Genomic DNA, 16,066 nt, shown 5'->3' with positions numbered 1-16,066 from the left:
CTATTCTTTAAAGTATAAAGTTAAGAATGACATCATCAAGCGTTAGAGATTGAACTACATGGCTTATCAAATTAGCAACAAGGCACCAACGGTGAGAGAGTTTGCTCTTCTTAGGAAAAGAGTCGGTTGGGGTGAAACCGATGAAATTTTGGCGCAAACAAGCCTAAATAATTCTTTATTTCATGTCACAATTCGTCATCAAGATGTACTTATTGCTATGGGCAGAGTGGTCGGTGATGGAGGTTTATTCTATTACATTCAAGATGTAGTTGTTGCGCCTAATTACCAAGGTGAAGGACTTGGTCATGCCGTGATGTATGAGATAGAAAGGTTTGTTGCTAAAAATGCGAAAGCTGGTGCTACAGTTGCTTTGCTATCGGCAAAAGGTAAAGAGGCGTTTTACGAGCAGTATGATTATGTAGTTCGAACTGGTGAACCCTTGGGTTTAGGAATGTGTAAATTCATTTAGTTCGTTTGTGTAAATCTCTCATCGTATAGATAAAAATAACTTGCTAGTCAGTGAGATACTTTCGCATTATAAATCGCTCCATGCTTGAGAGCACAAAGCCGCTATACAGATACAAAATGTATTTTTATAGTGATTAATGACCTTTTATGAATAGGAATTTCCATGTTAAAAACTTTGATTGTGGTTGAGTCGGAAAAAACCGCAGCTGAGTTTGGTTTAGCCAACGTACTGAGTTTTGAGCAATACTTGAAAGATTATCCAAAACGCGATGAGCCAAAAACCCGTATTATCAATTTGTGTGATACCGGCCAGTATCTGAGTAAAGGCTACTATTGTTCATTATTGGCTGAAGCTCGAAAGCACGTGGTTTTGCCCACAGTGAAAACCATTAATGCATTACGAACCGAACATATTGAACTTAACTTAAGTAGTGCTCAACGTAAGGCATTGGAGCAACAGCCTCAATGGTTGTTCTTTGGTCAAACTGAAGTAGCAGCTTTGAACTCATTGGCTACTACTTTATACAAACGTTTTGCGGCACCACTGCTGCGTGTGCGTGCTGTTAATGAAAATCGTTTGATGGTGGAGCAAGGCTCAATTGCACAGTTAGATGATGCGCAAAAAGCGCAGTTTCTCAATGTAGTAACTAAACTGGGTGAGTCAACTTGGCGATTTGGCTCCAAACAGCATCACGCTCGTTGGGAAATGGCCATTTTAGTTGACCCACAAGAGCCATCACCGCCAAGTGATGATGACGCAATTGCAAAGTTTGTTAAAGCTGCACGCAAAAATGGGATCCATGCGCTAGTAAAAACCATCAATACGCTTGAAGACATCAACCAATATGATGCTTTGTTTATACGTCAAACCACCGCCATCGACCATCAGACATATCGCTTAGCGAGCAAAGCTGAAGGGGAAGGTGTGGTGGTTATTGACGACGCAACATCTATTCTTCGTTGCTGCAATAAAGTGTATTTGCATGATGCATTTAGTTATTCGAAGGTGCCAACGTTAAAAACCCATGTAGTCAGTGATGCGTCAGAGCATACTTTAAGCTTTTTAGAGTCGTTGTTTAGTTACCCTATGGTGCTAAAAATGCCAGAAGGGTCATTTTCTCGAGGTGTCTATAAGGTAGCTGATAGAAATGAGTTGTTGGCGCATTTAGAAGAATTGCTGGCAGAGAGTGCATTGGTATTGGTACAAGAATATCTTTATACCGATTTTGACTGGCGAATTGGGGTGCTTAATGGCAGAGCGATTTATGCGTGTCGTTATCATATGGCCAGAAACCATTGGCAAATTTACAACCATAACTCCAAGCGTTTTAATTCTGGTGGCTTTGAAACACTACCGACATTTGAAGTACCAAGGGCGGTGTTATCCGCAGCGCTAAAGGCTTGTAAAATCATTGGCAATGGTCTTTATGGCGTTGACATCAAAGAACTTAATGGCAAAGCCTATGTAATTGAAGTAAATGATAATCCGAGTATCGATCATAAAGTTGAAGATGCTTATTTAGGTAACGAACTATACATGCTAATTATGGCTGAGTTTGTAAGACGCCTCGAAGCCAGAGGCAAAGATGAATAACAACACCATTGGTTTGCGCTTAGCTCAGCCAGAGGATTTAGCGCAGTTGTCAAAAATTGAGCAAGCATGTTTTAGTAGCGACCGTTTGAGTAAACGCAGCTTACGGCATTGGTTGGGGGCGAAACATGCTTTATTTTTGGTTGCAACCAGCTACGACGCAATTGTGGGTTATGGTTTAGTTTGGTGTTTGAAAGGAACACGGCTAGCTCGATTGTATTCTTTGGCTGTGTTGCCTGCATATCGAGGTCAGGGCATTGCGCAGTTGCTGTTAAGTGAATTAGAACAACTGACCCAGCGCAAAGGGCGAGCCTATCTTCGTTTAGAGGTTTCAGCACTTAATCATGCTGCTATCTCGCTGTACAAGAGCTTAGGCTACCAAGTATTTGGTGCCTATAGTGATTATTATGGTGATGGTAGTGAAGCATTACGCATGCAAAAACGCGTTGCACGCTATGATGGTAAGGGCATTCGTTTACATGTGCCTTGGTACAAGCAAACTACCGAATTTACCTGTGGCCCAGCTGCATTGTTGATGGCAATGCACAGCCTAGATTCCAGAACTGTGCTTAAACAAGTTGATGAGTTAGCTATTTGGCGAGAAGCGACTACGATTTTTATGACTAGCGGACATGGTGGTTGCCACCCCGTTGGGCTTGCTTTATCGGCCATCAAGCGTGGCTTTAAAGCTCAGGTCTTTTTAACGCAGCTTAGCGCACTTTTTTTGGATGGCGTGAGAAGCGAAGAGAAAAAGCAAGTAATGTGCACTGTGCACGATGAGTTTATTCTCCAAGCACATAAATTGCGATGTGCGCTGCATGAAAAACCACTTGAGTTAGATCAATTGTATGAGCTGCTCAAGGCAGGATGTGGCGTATTAATGCTTATTAGCACCTATCGTCTTGATGGTAAAAAAGCGCCGCACTGGGTATGTGTGACGGCCATTGATGAGCATTGTGTGTATGTACATGATCCAGACTTGGATGCCTCGCAGCAGGCGATAGACTGTCAACATGTGCCTATTGGCCTAGAAGAGTTTTCTAAAATGGCAACATTTGGTAAAAACCGCTTGCGTGCCGCCATTGCGATTGAAAAGTTATCTTAAGGGGCGGCATGTTTACTATAGCGCCAGCCTAAAGCGTACCCACAACCACATACAAACCAGATGGTGCTGGCGATAATCGAAAACACGCTGGTTTGCTGCCAAAATATAATACTTAGGGGAATGGCTGCCATACCCCTGAGTAAACACAGTATAGCCAACATCGCTAGCGCGAGTCGCTGCAGGGGAAGCGAGCGAATGAATCCTATTGCAGCCAATGCATAGGCGCCGCAAACTAAGAATAAAGTACTCAAAAAAAGCGTTGTTAGAGGCGCAAGCAAAGTGCCTGCATTGGCTGAATCAATAATAAACTGTGGTGCAAGCTGTGCTTTGAAGCATTGCTCTCCTAAAACAAGACAGCTGCTGTGTGCTATCGCGGTAATTACCGTCATTAGTGCACAGAACAATAATAAGCCTTTAACAACCTTTGGCATGGTTAAATAGTCCTTTTTAGTTGAGTATATTGAACAACACCATTTATAGTGTTGTTTACACATACTAAGACCAACATAGAGCAAATACAATGGTGCAAAAGATCAACCCAACAATCATCATAACTGGCGCATCAAAGGGGGTTGGGGCTGCATCTGCTCATGCCTATGCCAACGCTTATCCAGATGGTGTGAATTTAGTGCTGGTGGCGAGAAACTTGGCACCGCTTGAGAATATGCAATCGCAGTTGGCTCGTTACGCGCAATGCCAAGTTTTGTTGATCCAAGCTGATGTAGCGTCATTAAGTGATTGCGAGCGAATCGTCGCTCAAGCTGTTGAGCAATTTGGCTCTATTAACGTGTTGGTCAATAATGTTGGGCTGCACTATCGAGGTGATTTTAGTAAATTGTCGGCGCAGCATGTTGCAGCCATGGTGGATGTGAATATGAGGGCGCCAATGGTACTGAGCGCTTTGGCTATAAAGCATATGCCCAGTACAGAGCACAATGCCATTGTAATGGTTGGCTCCTTAGCGGGGTTAACACCTTTGCAAGGGGCTGCGACTTATAGCGGTACTAAGTCTGGTTTGAGAGCCTTTACTTATGCGCTCCATGATGAACTGGCAACGAGCAAAATAAATGTTGCGGTTGTGTCACCTGGGCCTATTGATACGGGTTTCATTATGGATGAAATAGATCAAGTTGAAGACATTGTTTATTCGCAGCCAATGAGCAGCGCAGAGCAAGTAGCTGATGCAATTGTGTTGCTTAGCCAGTCAACTAGAACCGAAATTGCCATGCCAAGTGCCAGTGGTAAATTGGCAACCTTTAGCTATTTATTTCCGAGCTTTCGCCGCGCCGTTAGAGGGTTGCTTTATCGAATTGGCGCAAAGAACAAGGAAAAATATCGTCGCACCAATAACCAAGATGAGTGAGTAAAATAGCGTTATTGCGCAAATTAACTTATCCTAAGTTGAGGTTATTTAACTGCGACAGTAACCACTTTTTAAACACCTTAATTCTCGCTGCACGTGGAGAATTTGGATTGTGTAAGAAGCTATAACGCACGCCTGGTCCACAGCTAATATCAAATGGTTGCACCAACATGCCTTGTTGTAAATAATGCTTAGCTTGCACTGCTGAGCCTAAGAAGATGCCGTGCCCAGTCAAAACGGCACCGAGTGCAAAGTCCATGTTAGTTACTTCCAACCACTGACTGCGATTATCACCGCGCTCAATACCTGCTGCGTTGAACCAGTTTTGCCAATAATCGTTATATGAATAGTAAACCAATTGGCAGTGCGACATGTTTTCAATGTTATGAAGGTTTGCTTTTTTTGCAAATGCAGGAGAACACAGCGGAACCAGTTGGTCTTCTAAGACCACCTCTTGCTCTAAGTCAGGAAAGTGCGTGTAGCCATATCTAATCGCCACATCAACATCACCATGTTTGATATCTTCAACATTGGGAGAAACCAGCACTCTGATCGCTATGTCGGGATACGCCTCAGAAAAGCGCCACATGTTTGGAATCAAAATCATCGAAGCAAACGACTGTGTGGTAGTCACTGTGAGTGTGCCAGAGAGTGGTTCGCAGGTAACTTTACGCACACTTTGTGCAATTTCCTCAAAGCTATCAGATAGCGACTTAGCTAAGCGCTCGCCTTGGATGGTGGGCTTCATACCTCTGCCTTGGCGATAAAAAAGCTTACAGCCTAGGTGGGATTCTAACAATCGTATCTGTTGGCTGACTGCCGCTTGAGTTACGAATAGCTCTTGGGCTGCCAAACTATAGCTGTGGTGACGTGCAGCAGCTTCCACATAACGTAAAGCGGTAAAGTGATTGAGTTCTTTATACATTAGTTCAGCTTATGTTTTGTGTTAGAAATCATCGTTCGAGTCTTGCTCGGTTTTTATCAATAATGGCACAACTTAGGATTGAATGGAAATACAGTTATGGGTAATGCAATAATTGGCAAAGCTAATAAAAGCAGTGAATTAAACAATATTAAACAGTCGGTTTTGTCTTTGAAAGTAATGAGATTGATTAGTCTTATGGGAGATAAATTACAGCTATCTGGCGTTGTAAAATTAAAATGATTATAAGCTCTTATTTAATCACTGTCAGAGTGTCTAAATTCAAAATGTGCAGTTTTTTAAAATAAGCGATTGCTTTCACATTTGCTGCACTTTTGCTTGCCATTGTTAAACTTCAAAACACAATTGGTTTGGAGTGACTATGAACAAAGCACCTCTCAAGCACGCTGCAATGTTAGTTGCTGTGCTAAGTACAATTCATGTAGCAACATTGCAAGCAAAACCAAGAACGCCGCCGCCACCACGTCAGCCACCACAAGAACAACCTGCTACAGCACTTGACCAAGAGCTTAGCACTTTGATTTCGCAACATGGTTTGACTGGTCGCGTAGCGGGTGCCAGGCAGTTACCTAAAATTTCTGATCCCATCGCTCGTTTGGGTATGCAGCTGTTTTTTACCAAAGCACTCGGGGGGGAAAAATCCGTCGCTTGTGCAAGCTGCCATGACCCACGTTTGGGCGGCGCGGATGGTCTATCGTTGCCCATAGGCACCAATGCGGTGGAAGAAAACGTCGTTGGCCCAAATCGCAGAGCCATCAATGATGAGATCAACATACCTCGCAATTCGCCGACTATTTTTAATACCGGCTTTGCAACTAACTCATTATTTTGGGATGGGCGTGTAGAACGTGTCACGGTAACCGATGAGCAAGGTAATGAAACAAGCTTTATTAGTACGCCTGACTCGGGCTTTGGTGTGCCTGATGATAAAGCTGGTGACACTTTAGTGAGTACTTTGGCACGTTTTCCCGTTACTTCAAAAGAAGAAATGCGTGGCGAGGCATTCCCTGAGGTAACGACAAACGACGCGCTCAGAACACACCTTGCAGAGCGTATCGGTGATTACGGTACACAGCAAGGGTCACTTGCAACCAATGATTGGCTACAAGTGTTTCGCGAAGCGTTTGATTCACAAGCTGATGCCGCATCGCTTGTAACTTTTGATAACATAGCGTTTGCACTGGGACAATATCAGGCTTCTTTTGTCATGATCAACACAGATTGGCATCGTTATGTACGCGGTGACTTGAGTGCGCTGAGCGAGCAGCAAAAAAACGGCGCAAAGCTGTTCTTCACACAAATTGCTGATGGCGGAGCGGGCTGTGTCAACTGCCACAGTGGAGAGCGTTTCACTAATGATGGCTTTTTTAATTTAGCGTTTCCACAGTATGGTATTGGTAAAGATGAAACACATGCAGATATCGGGCGTGCAGCGATTGACCCACAAGCGCGAAATCAATTTGCGTTTCGTGTCCCAAGTTTGTTAAATGTGGCATTAACTGCGCCATACAGCCATGCAGGTGCCTACGAAAGCTTGGAGCAGGTGGTTAGTCATTATTCTAACCCTGAGCAAGCGGTTGAGCAGTTTTTTCAACGCGGTGGTGCATGTGGCTTAAAGCAGTTTGCCACCAGCGCTCAGTGTGAGACACTTAACCTAAATGCACGTCAAAACAGTGAAGTAGCTCTGCAGTTATTACGTCAGTCGCCTTTTGTTGCCGCAAACTTAGATGCAGGGCAACAGCAGGATTTAGTCGCCTTTTTACATGCGCTCACTGACCGTTGTGCTAAAGATCAAGAATGTATTAGAAGATGGGTACCCAATCGCAGAATGCCAGATCCAGACAACTTGCGCCTTCGTACGCCACGACCAGTAGGTGGATAGCCAAATATTATGAAAATGACCATTCGCGTCAAACTATTGCTTATTATTTTATTGGCCAATACCGCTTTGGTACTGGCCATCTATCTTGCAAATAAATTGGCATTTGAGAAGAGCTTTTCTCAGTACATAGAAAATACTTCTCGTGTGCAGTTACAAGATGTAATAGCAAAAGTAGCCCAAACTTATGAGCAACACCAATCACTTGATTGGGTATATAAAGGCTCTGACGAATGGGAGGGAGTGGTTCGCTTATATTATGGTATTACCAACGATGGCGCACCGCGCAGACGTGTAGAGTCACGTCCGCCGCCTCGTCGCTACGAACAAAGATCAGATGATGAGCCCAGACATCGTCCTCAAAGGAGACGCGCTGAAGACGAAGCTCGACCGCCAAGAGATAGAAGACCCCCACCACCAAGAAGAGGTGAAAATAGGCGGATTTTGCTCAAAGATGCACACGGTAAGCTGTTAATGGGTAACGCGCAAAACACTAAAAATACCTTTTGGTTCCCCGTTTATAAAACTGACCATTTGCCTGAGCCTAAACAGCAACACGTGATTGCATTTCTTGGTGTTGAAGGCAGTGGCCTGATCAGAAACGAATTTGATACGCTTTTTGCTAAACAGCAACAGCAGCAGTTTATTTTAATTGCTCTTATTGCGCTATTAGTGACGGTGATATTGGCAGTTCCGTTTAGTAAATACTTAGTAAAACCAATTGTTCTACTTAGAAAAAATGCCAAGGTGTTGGCACAAGGTAACTATGACGCGCAAGTTGATATTCATAGTAAGGATGAATTGGGGCTACTTGCTCGGGATATGAATCGCCTAGCAGATACCTTGGCACAAAACCAAAGTGCGCGGCAACAATGGATTGCCGATATCTCGCATGAACTACGCACACCAATTGCGGTGATCCGTGCTGAGATAGAAGGAATGATTGATGGTGTTATCCCAACAGAAACCGAGCAGTTAATGTCATTAAATGAAGAAATTCAGCGCTTAACTCGTCTAGTAGATGATTTACATCAACTGTCGTTATCCGATAAGGGAGCACTAACTTACAATATGGCCCAGCATAATTTATATGACTTACTGTCTCGCACCTTTGCTAAAAGCCGACACCTTATCGATGCCAAACACCTCGCTTTTTCGTTACAGTGTAACGAACACCTTGAGATTGAATGTGATGAGCAACGTTTAGGGCAGTTATTTGATAATTTATTACAAAATACTTTGCGTTACACCGACTCATCAGAACAACAACCTGGTACGTTGGACGTTAAGGTGTTGCAGCAAGATGGTGTTACTAGCATTTGCTGGCAAGACAGCGCACCTAGCGTGCCACAGAGTCAGCTAGAGAAGCTATTTGACAGGCTTTATCGGGTTGAAGGGGCGCGAAGCAGAGCCGCTGGAGGGTCAGGTTTAGGCTTAGCGATATGTCAAAGTATTGTACAGGCACACAATGGAGATATAAAAGCGCGCTTGAGTGAACTGGGCGGTGTCGCTATTATGATTGAACTGAGACATTAAATGGACAGCCTGTGTGTCAAACAAACATATTCTTATCGTAGAAGATGAGCCAAAACTTGCCGATATTTTAAGTAAGTATTTGGCACAAGCCGAATATACCTCACATATTGTACTAGATGGCGCCGACGCGGAGCCTGCTTTTAAAAGCCAGCAGCCAGCGCTGATCTTACTCGATTTAATGCTGCCAAACGTAGATGGCATTGAAATTTGTAGGCGGATCCGAGCTTACTCAAATGTACCAATCGTGATGATCACCGCCAAGGTAGAAGAGGTTGATAGATTACTTGGTCTAGAAATTGGTGCCGACGATTATATTTGTAAACCCTACAGCCCAAAAGAAGTGGTTGCCCGAGTTAAAGCTATTTTACGACGTGTGGCGTTGAATGAGCATGGCCAGGTAACGGATGTTGAAAGCAAGCTAAAACTCGATGAAGAAACTTTATTTGCGTCATTCTTAAGCGCCAGAGTGTCTTTAACGCATGTTGAATTTATGCTGCTAAAGGCCATGTATGGTCATCCTGGGCGGATCTATAGTAGAGATGCGCTGATGGACCATATTTATGACGACAGTCACATTGTTAGCGACAGAACCATCGACAGTCACATTAAAAAAATCCGCAAAAAGTTACACGGTATTGCGCCTGAACATGAGTTTATTCATTCAATTTATGGTGCGGGTTATAAGTTTGAAGCGCAAACGAGCTAAACAAAATATGCCGTTGTTTCGCAGCGGCATGTGTACTGTCAACTAGCGATGTCGATACACTGTGTTTGTACGGCGTATTGCTGCGCCAAATTTGAACAAAAATTGTCCGATGCTGGGTTTTGCTGACTATTAGAGCGCACTAAAACCACATCCGCCACGGGTAGGCTTGGTAAAGATTTATCATCTAATATCGTCAAATCACCAATACTGAGTTTACCCATAGCACTAACTGCTAAACCACTTCTTACAATTCCCCTAAGTGCACTTGCGCTACCGCTGCAGGCGACAATTTTGTAAGCACGATTTTGTTTATGCAATCCTTCAATGGCTGCTTGATGAAAGCGGCAATCCCGCTGAAAAATAGCGATGGGGAGCGGGGTGTGTTGGGCAGCGTGTTTATCCGGGTGATGAACCCAAACACCGGGCGTTGATTCGAGCAAATAACCTTCCTCTGAGTCTGAAGAACGAGTAATGATGGCCAAATCAAGATGACCACTATCAATCATAATTTTAACGCGATTGCTAGGCGTACAGGTTATTTGTAAATCAAGGTTTGGCCAATGTTGGTGCAGCAGAGTAACTAATATTGGTAACACGGATTCTGCGTAATCATCAGGGCAACCTAATCGCAATAGCGTACTTGGCTTGGCGGCATTCATTTGTTGCAAGGTGTCATCATGAAGTTGCACTAATTGCTTAGCGTAACGTGCAAAAATTTGCCCATCCAAAGATAAGTTTAGCGTTCTGCCTTGTTTTATAAATAAAGACTTGCCTAAGTCTTGCTCTAGTTTTTTCATCTGCATGCTGATGGCGGATTGAGTACGACTCACTTGTTTTGCTGCGCGGGTAAAACTACCCGTTTCAACAAATGCCAAAAAGCTTCTCAATGCATCGATATCCATTTTGCGTCCAAACCTATCAGTAATGCTGATAGGTTATATCAAAATTATCCGTTAGTCATGGCCGATATTATCCGTTTTAATAAGTGAACATTAGTTATCAAGGAACATTAAAATGCAGTTATATATAGGCAACAAAAACTATTCAACATGGTCGTTAAGAGCATGGTTAATACTTGAAAAAAATGATATTCCATTTGAGGAAATTAAATTACCACTCGACACGGCAGCCTTCTACGAACGCTTAAAAGGCATTACGCCCAGCTTGAAAGTACCTACTTTGGTTGACCAAAATATCCATGTGTGGGATTCACTCGCAATTTGTGAATACATCAATGATGTTTATTTATCAGCAAAGGCTTGGCCGGAGGATGTTTCAGCAAAGGCTAAAGCGCGTGCGATAGCATGTGAAATGCATTCCGGCTTTAGTGCTTTACGCAACGAAATGCCAATGAATATTCGCGCTAAACGTCGTTTAACTATTTCACAGGCATGTAAAAAGGATATTGCACGTATTGAACAAATTTGGACTGAGCAAATGGCGCAATTCGCTGACAATGGCGGATGGTTATTTGGTCAGTGGTCGATAGCTGATGCGATGTTCGCTCCTGTTGTATTAAGATTCAAAACCTATGGCATCGAGTTAAACCCACAGGCCAAGATTTACATGGACAAGGTTCTCAGTTGCCCTGCACTGAAAAGGTGGATAGATGCAGCGTTACTTGAGCAAGATATCGTTGCTATTGATGAAGCCGGCGAAGAAATCGTTTAGGAGCAAATATGAAAACCATTGGGCTACTTGGCGGAATGAGTTGGGAGTCAACACTCAGTTATTATCGTTTGATCAACGAAGCGGTCAAAGCGCAACTTGGTGGGCTTAACTCAGCAAAACTTATACTTCACAGTGTCAATTTTGCAGATATTGAAGTCTTGCAGCGCGCTGGTGATTGGCACCAGTGCGGTCAAATTTTAGGAGAAGCTGCACACGGGCTTGAACTTGCAGGCGCTCAGTGCATTGTCATTTGTACCAATACAATGCATAAGGTAGTTGAGCAGATCACGCAGCATACATCATTGCCTGTGTTACATGTTGCAGATGTGGTTGCTAACGCGTTAAAAGCACAGGGTATTGGATGTGCAGCACTGCTAGGTACGCGCTTTACTATGCAAGAGTCGTTTTATATTGAGCGTCTGCAAAGCCATGGGTTGTCGGTAATTGTACCTAGTGAGATAGAGCAAAAGGCGGTTGATAGCATTATTTACCAAGAGTTATGTTTGGGTAAGATAGTCCCAAGTTCAAAAGCGAAGTATATAGAAGTTATCAACACCTTAGCGCAGCGTGGAGCGCGAGGGGTCATACTTGGATGTACTGAGATAGGTTTGCTTATTGCACAGCAAGATTGTGTTTTACCACTATTCGATACAACGTATTTGCATGCCCAAGCGGTTGTAAACTATGCCATAAATTCACAGTAACTGGTGGTGCGAAATATTGCGATTTAGGCAGATTACACTATACCTATAACTAGCTGATTTTATCTCTGGTTTACATTTATAATGAAAGCTCTTTTTAGTTTTGGCTGCGTTTTGTGCAGCTGTGTAGTTAGCTTTTCTGCCTATTCTCAATCATCAGACGAGTTATTCGAGTTGACCTTAGACGACCTATTGGGGTTGTCGGTTACGTCAGGGTCAGATAGAGAAGAGAAACTGCGAGATACTCCCGCTTCTATTCAAGTTGTTACTGCCAGCCAAATCCGACAACGTGGCTATACCAATATCAGTGAAGTGCTTTCTGACTTATCAGGGTTTGATATCAATATCGCTAATAGCCCTGATAGGGTTACTTTTTATCAGCGTGGCTATCGTACACCTAGCGTTCAGCGCTCTTTGATCATGGTTAACGGAATAATTAATAACCATCTTTGGAGTCATGACTTTCCTGCTAACAGGCAAATTCCACTGACGGGTATTGAGCGTATCGAGGTGCTATCTGGGCCTGCTGGCGCAGTGTATGGTCCGAATGCTTTCCTAGGAATTGTCAATATTATTACTAAAAAAGGCAAAGACTTAGACAAAGATGGCAGTGATTTTACCCTGCAAGCTCAGTTGGCTGACTTCAATTCCAAAGGGATAGATATGAGTGTTCAAGGCAAACATGAACGATGGAGTTATTGGTTAACTGCAAAGGTATTTGAAAGTGATGGTCCACAGCTTGATGATATGGCAAGTTGGGGGTTTGTTGATGAAAAATATTTATCTGACAAGGGAATTTGGGGGCCTGTACTGACTCATGGACATGACGGTGTGCCATATGGTCAGTACGTCTCAAAAGACAGGGAAAATGCAGTTTTTAGTGAGGTGAGTTTAGATAATTTTACTGTAGGGCTAAATCATTGGATCACACATAATGGCTATGGGGTGCAATTTAGTTTTGACAGGGGCCAACCTAATGCTGCTTGGAGTAGAAAAACAACCATGTATTATCTTGAGCATCAAGATACATTACAAAGTGGCATTGGTATCAAGAGCTTTGTGAGTTTTCGCAAAGAGCGCAGGTACGGAGATTGGGCGGAGGCCAGTCCTGATGAGCAAAGTGAACGAGCAAGTCTATCATATGTGACCATTTCGGATTGGAACTCACAAAGCTCGTCTTGGAAAGTTCGGCAGGATTATGAATATCAATACTCAGATATATTACTCTTTGCGCTTGGCTTAAAATACGAACGCAAAGAGCTGACAAAAGCCTATGAAATTTGCGGTTATTGGGCATCGGCATTTTGCTCATTAGAAAGTGATGATGAATTGGGTCCATATGGTCTGGGTAAAGGCGTTTATTATTCGACGGATAAAACAATGCCCGTATCGCTTGGCGGGTTAGGTGATATGTCAGATGAAAACCTCATCAACACAACAGACAGGGGAGCCTACTTTCGAGCAACATTAAAAGAAGCATCCTGGTCGCTCAGTGGCGCACTTCGGTGGGATAACAACTCGATTTATGGCACTTTTATCAAGCCTCGACTTGCAGCGACTTATGATTACGATGAAAACAACACCTTAAAATTAATCTACGCAACAGCATTTCAAGAACCAGCTCCGATTCAGTTGTATGGAGGATGGAATGGCCGAAATGCGAATCCAAATTTGCTGCCTGAAGAAGTTCGTGACCTTTCTTTTATCTGGATGTATCAAAGCGGTGCGTGGTTTAGTGATTTATCGACTTATTACAGCAAATACAAAAATGTCATAAAAGAAGAAGCGGATAATGCCGGCAAAAGAGATGTGAAAGGAATAGAGTGGCGCTTGAAATATGAAACGGATAATCACTGGTTTGATGCCGCACAGATTAGCAGCTATTTGAACTACAGTTATACCGATGTGACCAGCTATATCTACTACGATCATAAACGTGGACGTTGGATAGGGAATGGTAGTGCCGCTTGTGAGGAAGATGACACTCTGTGTGATGATTATCGTATACCACTTGGTGATATTGCACCGCATAAATTGAATGTTGGTGTGAATGTGCCTGTGAGCCGCCAGTGGAGCATAAATACACGATTTAATTATTTGTCTGCTAGACATTTATATTTAAGAAACCCTCTTAGGGATGAAGGTATTAAGCTTGGTGATTATTTAACAACTAACCTAAGTGTGGTGTGGCAAAACGATAAGTTAAGTGCTCACTTTAAAATTAACAATGTGTTCGATAGCCAAGTGTATCATCCTGGCGTTGGCAGCGCAGATTCAGGTAATGCATTTACTGATGCTGACGGTAACCTTTTACGTACAAAAGGGTTTTATAATTCAGTGATGCCACAAGTTGGCCGTAATTGGGAATTGGTGATCACGGCTAGCTTTTAGCTTTTGGTCAGTTATATTAACCGCTTATCATTGTTGCTGGTGCAATGATTGACAAGCTCTTAGGCAATACTTCAATGTTGAGTTTTTGTGCTTGTTCAATTTCGCCATCAATGCAGTAATGAAAAGGCTCTGTGGCATTAATTTCTAGCGTCTTACCCTTGTGGTGCTTTACGTTAATATTGTTCGACTGGTTCGATAAAGAGCTATTGAGTAGTTCGGTTAGACTAAGCAGTTTGTCGCTGGTATCGCTTTGATATTCTAATTGTGTAATATCAAACAAGCCATCTTGCCAATCCGGTGTGCCACCGCCTTGTGCTAATAGTGTTGTGATTGGTGCAGCGTTTGCGATGGCCAGACTGGAGCTTGTGATCTGCCGTGTTTCCTCATTATCTATTTGCATCTGTACATTGAGCGGTTTGCTGTCTAATAGTGCGTCCATAAAACCCTGAATATAAGCAAGTTGTCCATGTTGATTTTTTTGATCTCTGTTAGCATGCGTGATCATTTTTTCTTCTATGCCAAGCGCCACAACCAGCAAAGCTGTTTTATCATTGCACAAGAGTGTGTCCATTTGCACAGTGTGATAGTCAAGCAATGCGTTGCAGGCATGGTTGAATGGATTTACTTTACTTGTAATACCAAACATAACATGCGCAAGTGCATTGGCGGTTCCCATCGGCAGTATAGCTAATGTATGTTGGGTGTTTTTAATTGCTGCCGCTACCTGAGCCACTGTTCCATCCCCCCCACAAGCAACAAAGGTATGTGCTTCGTTTGGCGCGATAGTTTTGACTAACTCAGTCACATCGGTGTCTTTTTCGGTGAAATGACAATTGAGCGAATATTTTTGCGATAGTAGACCCAGTATCTGATTCGCATATTGCTGCCATTTTCCGCCACCGGAAACCGGATTAATGATTAAAGAAATTGCAGGGGGTTGATGGTCACGAATATACTTACTCAGTGTGAGCAAGCGCTTTAGCTGCTTTTTATTGAGTCTTGCGGTACTACGAATAGATTGAACCTTTTCAATTACCTGTCTTTCACTAAGGGTTGGCTCGGTTGCTAATAAGTAGGCACATAACATAAAGAACGAACGGCCTCTACCAAGAGCACAATGGATCACCACTTTGTTACCAAGTTGATGCTGTGCTTTAACCCAGTTTATGGCATGTAGCAGCTGAGCTTCACTGGGAGAGTAATGATCTAGAACGGGTAGATTTAGATAAAACAGATGCTCTTGTTCAGCCGACCAATTTAAGCCATCAAACTCTGCGGTGACATCCAAAATGGCTTTTATTCCTTGTGCTTCAAGCGCTTCTACATCGGTTGGAAATAAGCGACAAGCAAGATATAAATTGGGGGTGATCTCCTGAATTGCAGGGACAGAGTCATTATGGCGCATAAACGCATTGTATAGTTGGGTAGCGAGTAAGTAGGGCAAAAAGAGCACCTTAACCCAATGCGGGATAGCACCAGTTGCCGATTTTCTAAATAGACTAGGGTAATTGGTGGCGTAAGCGAACGTGACACAAGCAATGGAGGCAGTTAACCAAAGTGCAGGAAACAAAAACCAACCGCCATAACTTAACCAGACTAAGCCACAGCACAAAATAAGCATTAAGACGTAATATCTAGTCATTTTCATAGGTCAATATCCCTGTGAATACGTTGTTTTTTATAATAAGAAAGCCTCAACTTCTGCTATTAAC

14 protein-coding genes are annotated in these 16,066 nt (G+C 43.1%); 10 read left to right on the top strand and 4 right to left on the bottom strand.

Going from position 1 to position 16,066, the window contains the following annotated elements; translation table 11 throughout:
- Positions 1 to 58 precede the first annotated feature (58 nt).
- From HC733_RS09720 to HC733_RS09710, 3 genes are all read left to right on the top strand, one after another.
- Positions 59 to 469, top strand: coding sequence for a GNAT family N-acetyltransferase (locus HC733_RS09720; protein ID WP_190364846.1), 411 nt, complete (start codon positions 59 to 61; stop codon positions 467 to 469).
- A 162-nt stretch (positions 470 to 631) separates the two neighbouring features.
- On the top strand, positions 632 to 2,062 hold the full coding sequence (locus HC733_RS09715; RefSeq protein ID WP_190364845.1) for a RimK family protein: 1,431 nt from the start codon (positions 632 to 634) through the stop codon (positions 2,060 to 2,062).
- On the top strand, positions 2,055 to 3,164 hold the full coding sequence (locus HC733_RS09710) for a GNAT family N-acetyltransferase/peptidase C39 family protein (protein WP_190364844.1): 1,110 nt from the start codon (positions 2,055 to 2,057) through the stop codon (positions 3,162 to 3,164). The genes HC733_RS09715 and HC733_RS09710 overlap by 8 nt, the downstream gene beginning before the upstream one ends.
- Here the strand turns inward: HC733_RS09710 and HC733_RS09705 are convergent.
- Positions 3,161 to 3,595, bottom strand: coding sequence for a hypothetical protein (locus HC733_RS09705; RefSeq protein WP_190364843.1), 435 nt, complete (start codon positions 3,593 to 3,595; stop codon positions 3,161 to 3,163). The genes HC733_RS09710 and HC733_RS09705 overlap by 4 nt on opposite strands.
- Positions 3,596 to 3,684: 89 nt before the next feature.
- Between HC733_RS09705 and HC733_RS09700 the strand changes: the two genes are divergently transcribed.
- On the top strand, positions 3,685 to 4,527 hold the full coding sequence (locus tag HC733_RS09700) for an SDR family NAD(P)-dependent oxidoreductase (protein WP_190364842.1): 843 nt from the start codon (positions 3,685 to 3,687) through the stop codon (positions 4,525 to 4,527).
- Positions 4,528 to 4,555: 28 nt separating this feature from the next.
- Here the strand turns inward: HC733_RS09700 and HC733_RS09695 are convergent, their stop codons facing one another.
- Positions 4,556 to 5,452: a LysR substrate-binding domain-containing protein gene (locus HC733_RS09695; RefSeq protein WP_190364841.1), complete on the bottom strand. Its 897-nt coding sequence runs from the start codon at positions 5,450 to 5,452 to the stop codon at positions 4,556 to 4,558.
- A 379-nt stretch (positions 5,453 to 5,831) separates the two neighbouring features.
- Between HC733_RS09695 and HC733_RS09690 the strand changes: the two genes are divergently transcribed.
- Genes HC733_RS09690 through HC733_RS09680 form a run of 3 tightly spaced genes read left to right on the top strand, consistent with a single transcriptional unit; the run spans position 5,832 to position 9,591 of the window.
- Positions 5,832 to 7,352 (top strand): cytochrome-c peroxidase, encoded by a 1,521-nt coding sequence (locus HC733_RS09690; RefSeq protein WP_190364840.1) that lies wholly within the window; start codon positions 5,832 to 5,834, stop codon positions 7,350 to 7,352.
- A gap of 9 nt (positions 7,353 to 7,361) precedes the next feature.
- Positions 7,362 to 8,885 (top strand): ATP-binding protein, encoded by a 1,524-nt coding sequence (locus HC733_RS09685; RefSeq protein WP_190364839.1) that lies wholly within the window; start codon positions 7,362 to 7,364, stop codon positions 8,883 to 8,885.
- Between the two features lie 13 nt (positions 8,886 to 8,898).
- Positions 8,899 to 9,591 carry a response regulator gene (locus HC733_RS09680; RefSeq protein ID WP_190364838.1) on the top strand — a complete coding sequence of 231 codons (693 nt, stop codon included), beginning with the start codon at positions 8,899 to 8,901 and terminating at the stop codon, positions 9,589 to 9,591.
- Positions 9,592 to 9,629: 38 nt separating this feature from the next.
- Here the strand turns inward: HC733_RS09680 and HC733_RS09675 are convergent, their stop codons facing one another.
- On the bottom strand, positions 9,630 to 10,493 hold the full coding sequence (locus HC733_RS09675; protein ID WP_190364837.1) for a LysR family transcriptional regulator: 864 nt from the start codon (positions 10,491 to 10,493) through the stop codon (positions 9,630 to 9,632).
- Positions 10,494 to 10,605: 112 nt separating this feature from the next.
- On the opposite strand from HC733_RS09675, the gene HC733_RS09670 reads away from it, so the two are divergent.
- From HC733_RS09670 to HC733_RS09660, 3 genes are all read left to right on the top strand, one after another.
- Positions 10,606 to 11,262 carry a glutathione S-transferase family protein gene (locus HC733_RS09670; RefSeq protein ID WP_190364836.1) on the top strand — a complete coding sequence of 219 codons (657 nt, stop codon included), beginning with the start codon at positions 10,606 to 10,608 and terminating at the stop codon, positions 11,260 to 11,262.
- Between the two features lie 8 nt (positions 11,263 to 11,270).
- Positions 11,271 to 11,966 (top strand): aspartate/glutamate racemase family protein, encoded by a 696-nt coding sequence (locus tag HC733_RS09665; protein ID WP_190364835.1) that lies wholly within the window; start codon positions 11,271 to 11,273, stop codon positions 11,964 to 11,966.
- A gap of 81 nt (positions 11,967 to 12,047) precedes the next feature.
- The gene (locus tag HC733_RS09660) at positions 12,048 to 14,354 is read left to right on the top strand and encodes a TonB-dependent receptor plug domain-containing protein (protein WP_190364834.1); all 2,307 of its coding nucleotides are present in this window, start codon (positions 12,048 to 12,050) and stop codon (positions 14,352 to 14,354) included.
- A 16-nt stretch (positions 14,355 to 14,370) separates the two neighbouring features.
- On the opposite strand, the gene HC733_RS09655 is transcribed toward HC733_RS09660, so the two are convergent.
- Positions 14,371 to 16,002, bottom strand: coding sequence for a diacylglycerol kinase family protein (locus tag HC733_RS09655; RefSeq protein ID WP_190364833.1), 1,632 nt, complete (start codon positions 16,000 to 16,002; stop codon positions 14,371 to 14,373).
- Positions 16,003 to 16,066 lie beyond the last annotated feature (64 nt).

Source organism: Pseudoalteromonas sp. S16_S37 (genome assembly GCF_014694405.1).
Lineage (GTDB): Bacteria > Pseudomonadota > Gammaproteobacteria > Enterobacterales > Alteromonadaceae > Pseudoalteromonas.
The sequence above is the reverse complement of the archived record's forward strand: the minus strand, read 5'-3'. Positions and strand labels throughout refer to the sequence as shown.

Bases quoted from the DNA above. Each gene is read 5' to 3' on its own strand.
- HC733_RS09690 (WP_190364840.1), top strand. From the start codon at position 5,832: ATGAACAAAGCACCTCTCAAGCACGCTGCAATGTTAGTTGCTGTGCTA.
- HC733_RS09665 (WP_190364835.1), top strand. From the start codon at position 11,271: ATGAAAACCATTGGGCTACTTGGCGGAATGAGTTGGGAGTCAACACTC.
- HC733_RS09670 (WP_190364836.1), top strand. From the start codon at position 10,606: ATGCAGTTATATATAGGCAACAAAAACTATTCAACATGGTCGTTAAGA.
- HC733_RS09685 (WP_190364839.1), top strand. From the start codon at position 7,362: ATGAAAATGACCATTCGCGTCAAACTATTGCTTATTATTTTATTGGCC.
- HC733_RS09705 (WP_190364843.1), bottom strand. From the start codon at position 3,595: ATGCCAAAGGTTGTTAAAGGCTTATTATTGTTCTGTGCACTAATGACG.
- HC733_RS09715 (WP_190364845.1), top strand. From the start codon at position 632: ATGTTAAAAACTTTGATTGTGGTTGAGTCGGAAAAAACCGCAGCTGAG.
- HC733_RS09720 (WP_190364846.1), top strand. From the start codon at position 59: ATGGCTTATCAAATTAGCAACAAGGCACCAACGGTGAGAGAGTTTGCT.
- HC733_RS09655 (WP_190364833.1), bottom strand. From the start codon at position 16,002: ATGAAAATGACTAGATATTACGTCTTAATGCTTATTTTGTGCTGTGGC.
- HC733_RS09660 (WP_190364834.1), top strand. From the start codon at position 12,048: ATGAAAGCTCTTTTTAGTTTTGGCTGCGTTTTGTGCAGCTGTGTAGTT.
- HC733_RS09675 (WP_190364837.1), bottom strand. From the start codon at position 10,493: ATGGATATCGATGCATTGAGAAGCTTTTTGGCATTTGTTGAAACGGGT.
- HC733_RS09700 (WP_190364842.1), top strand. From the start codon at position 3,685: ATGGTGCAAAAGATCAACCCAACAATCATCATAACTGGCGCATCAAAG.
- HC733_RS09710 (WP_190364844.1), top strand. From the start codon at position 2,055: ATGAATAACAACACCATTGGTTTGCGCTTAGCTCAGCCAGAGGATTTA.
- HC733_RS09695 (WP_190364841.1), bottom strand. From the start codon at position 5,452: ATGTATAAAGAACTCAATCACTTTACCGCTTTACGTTATGTGGAAGCT.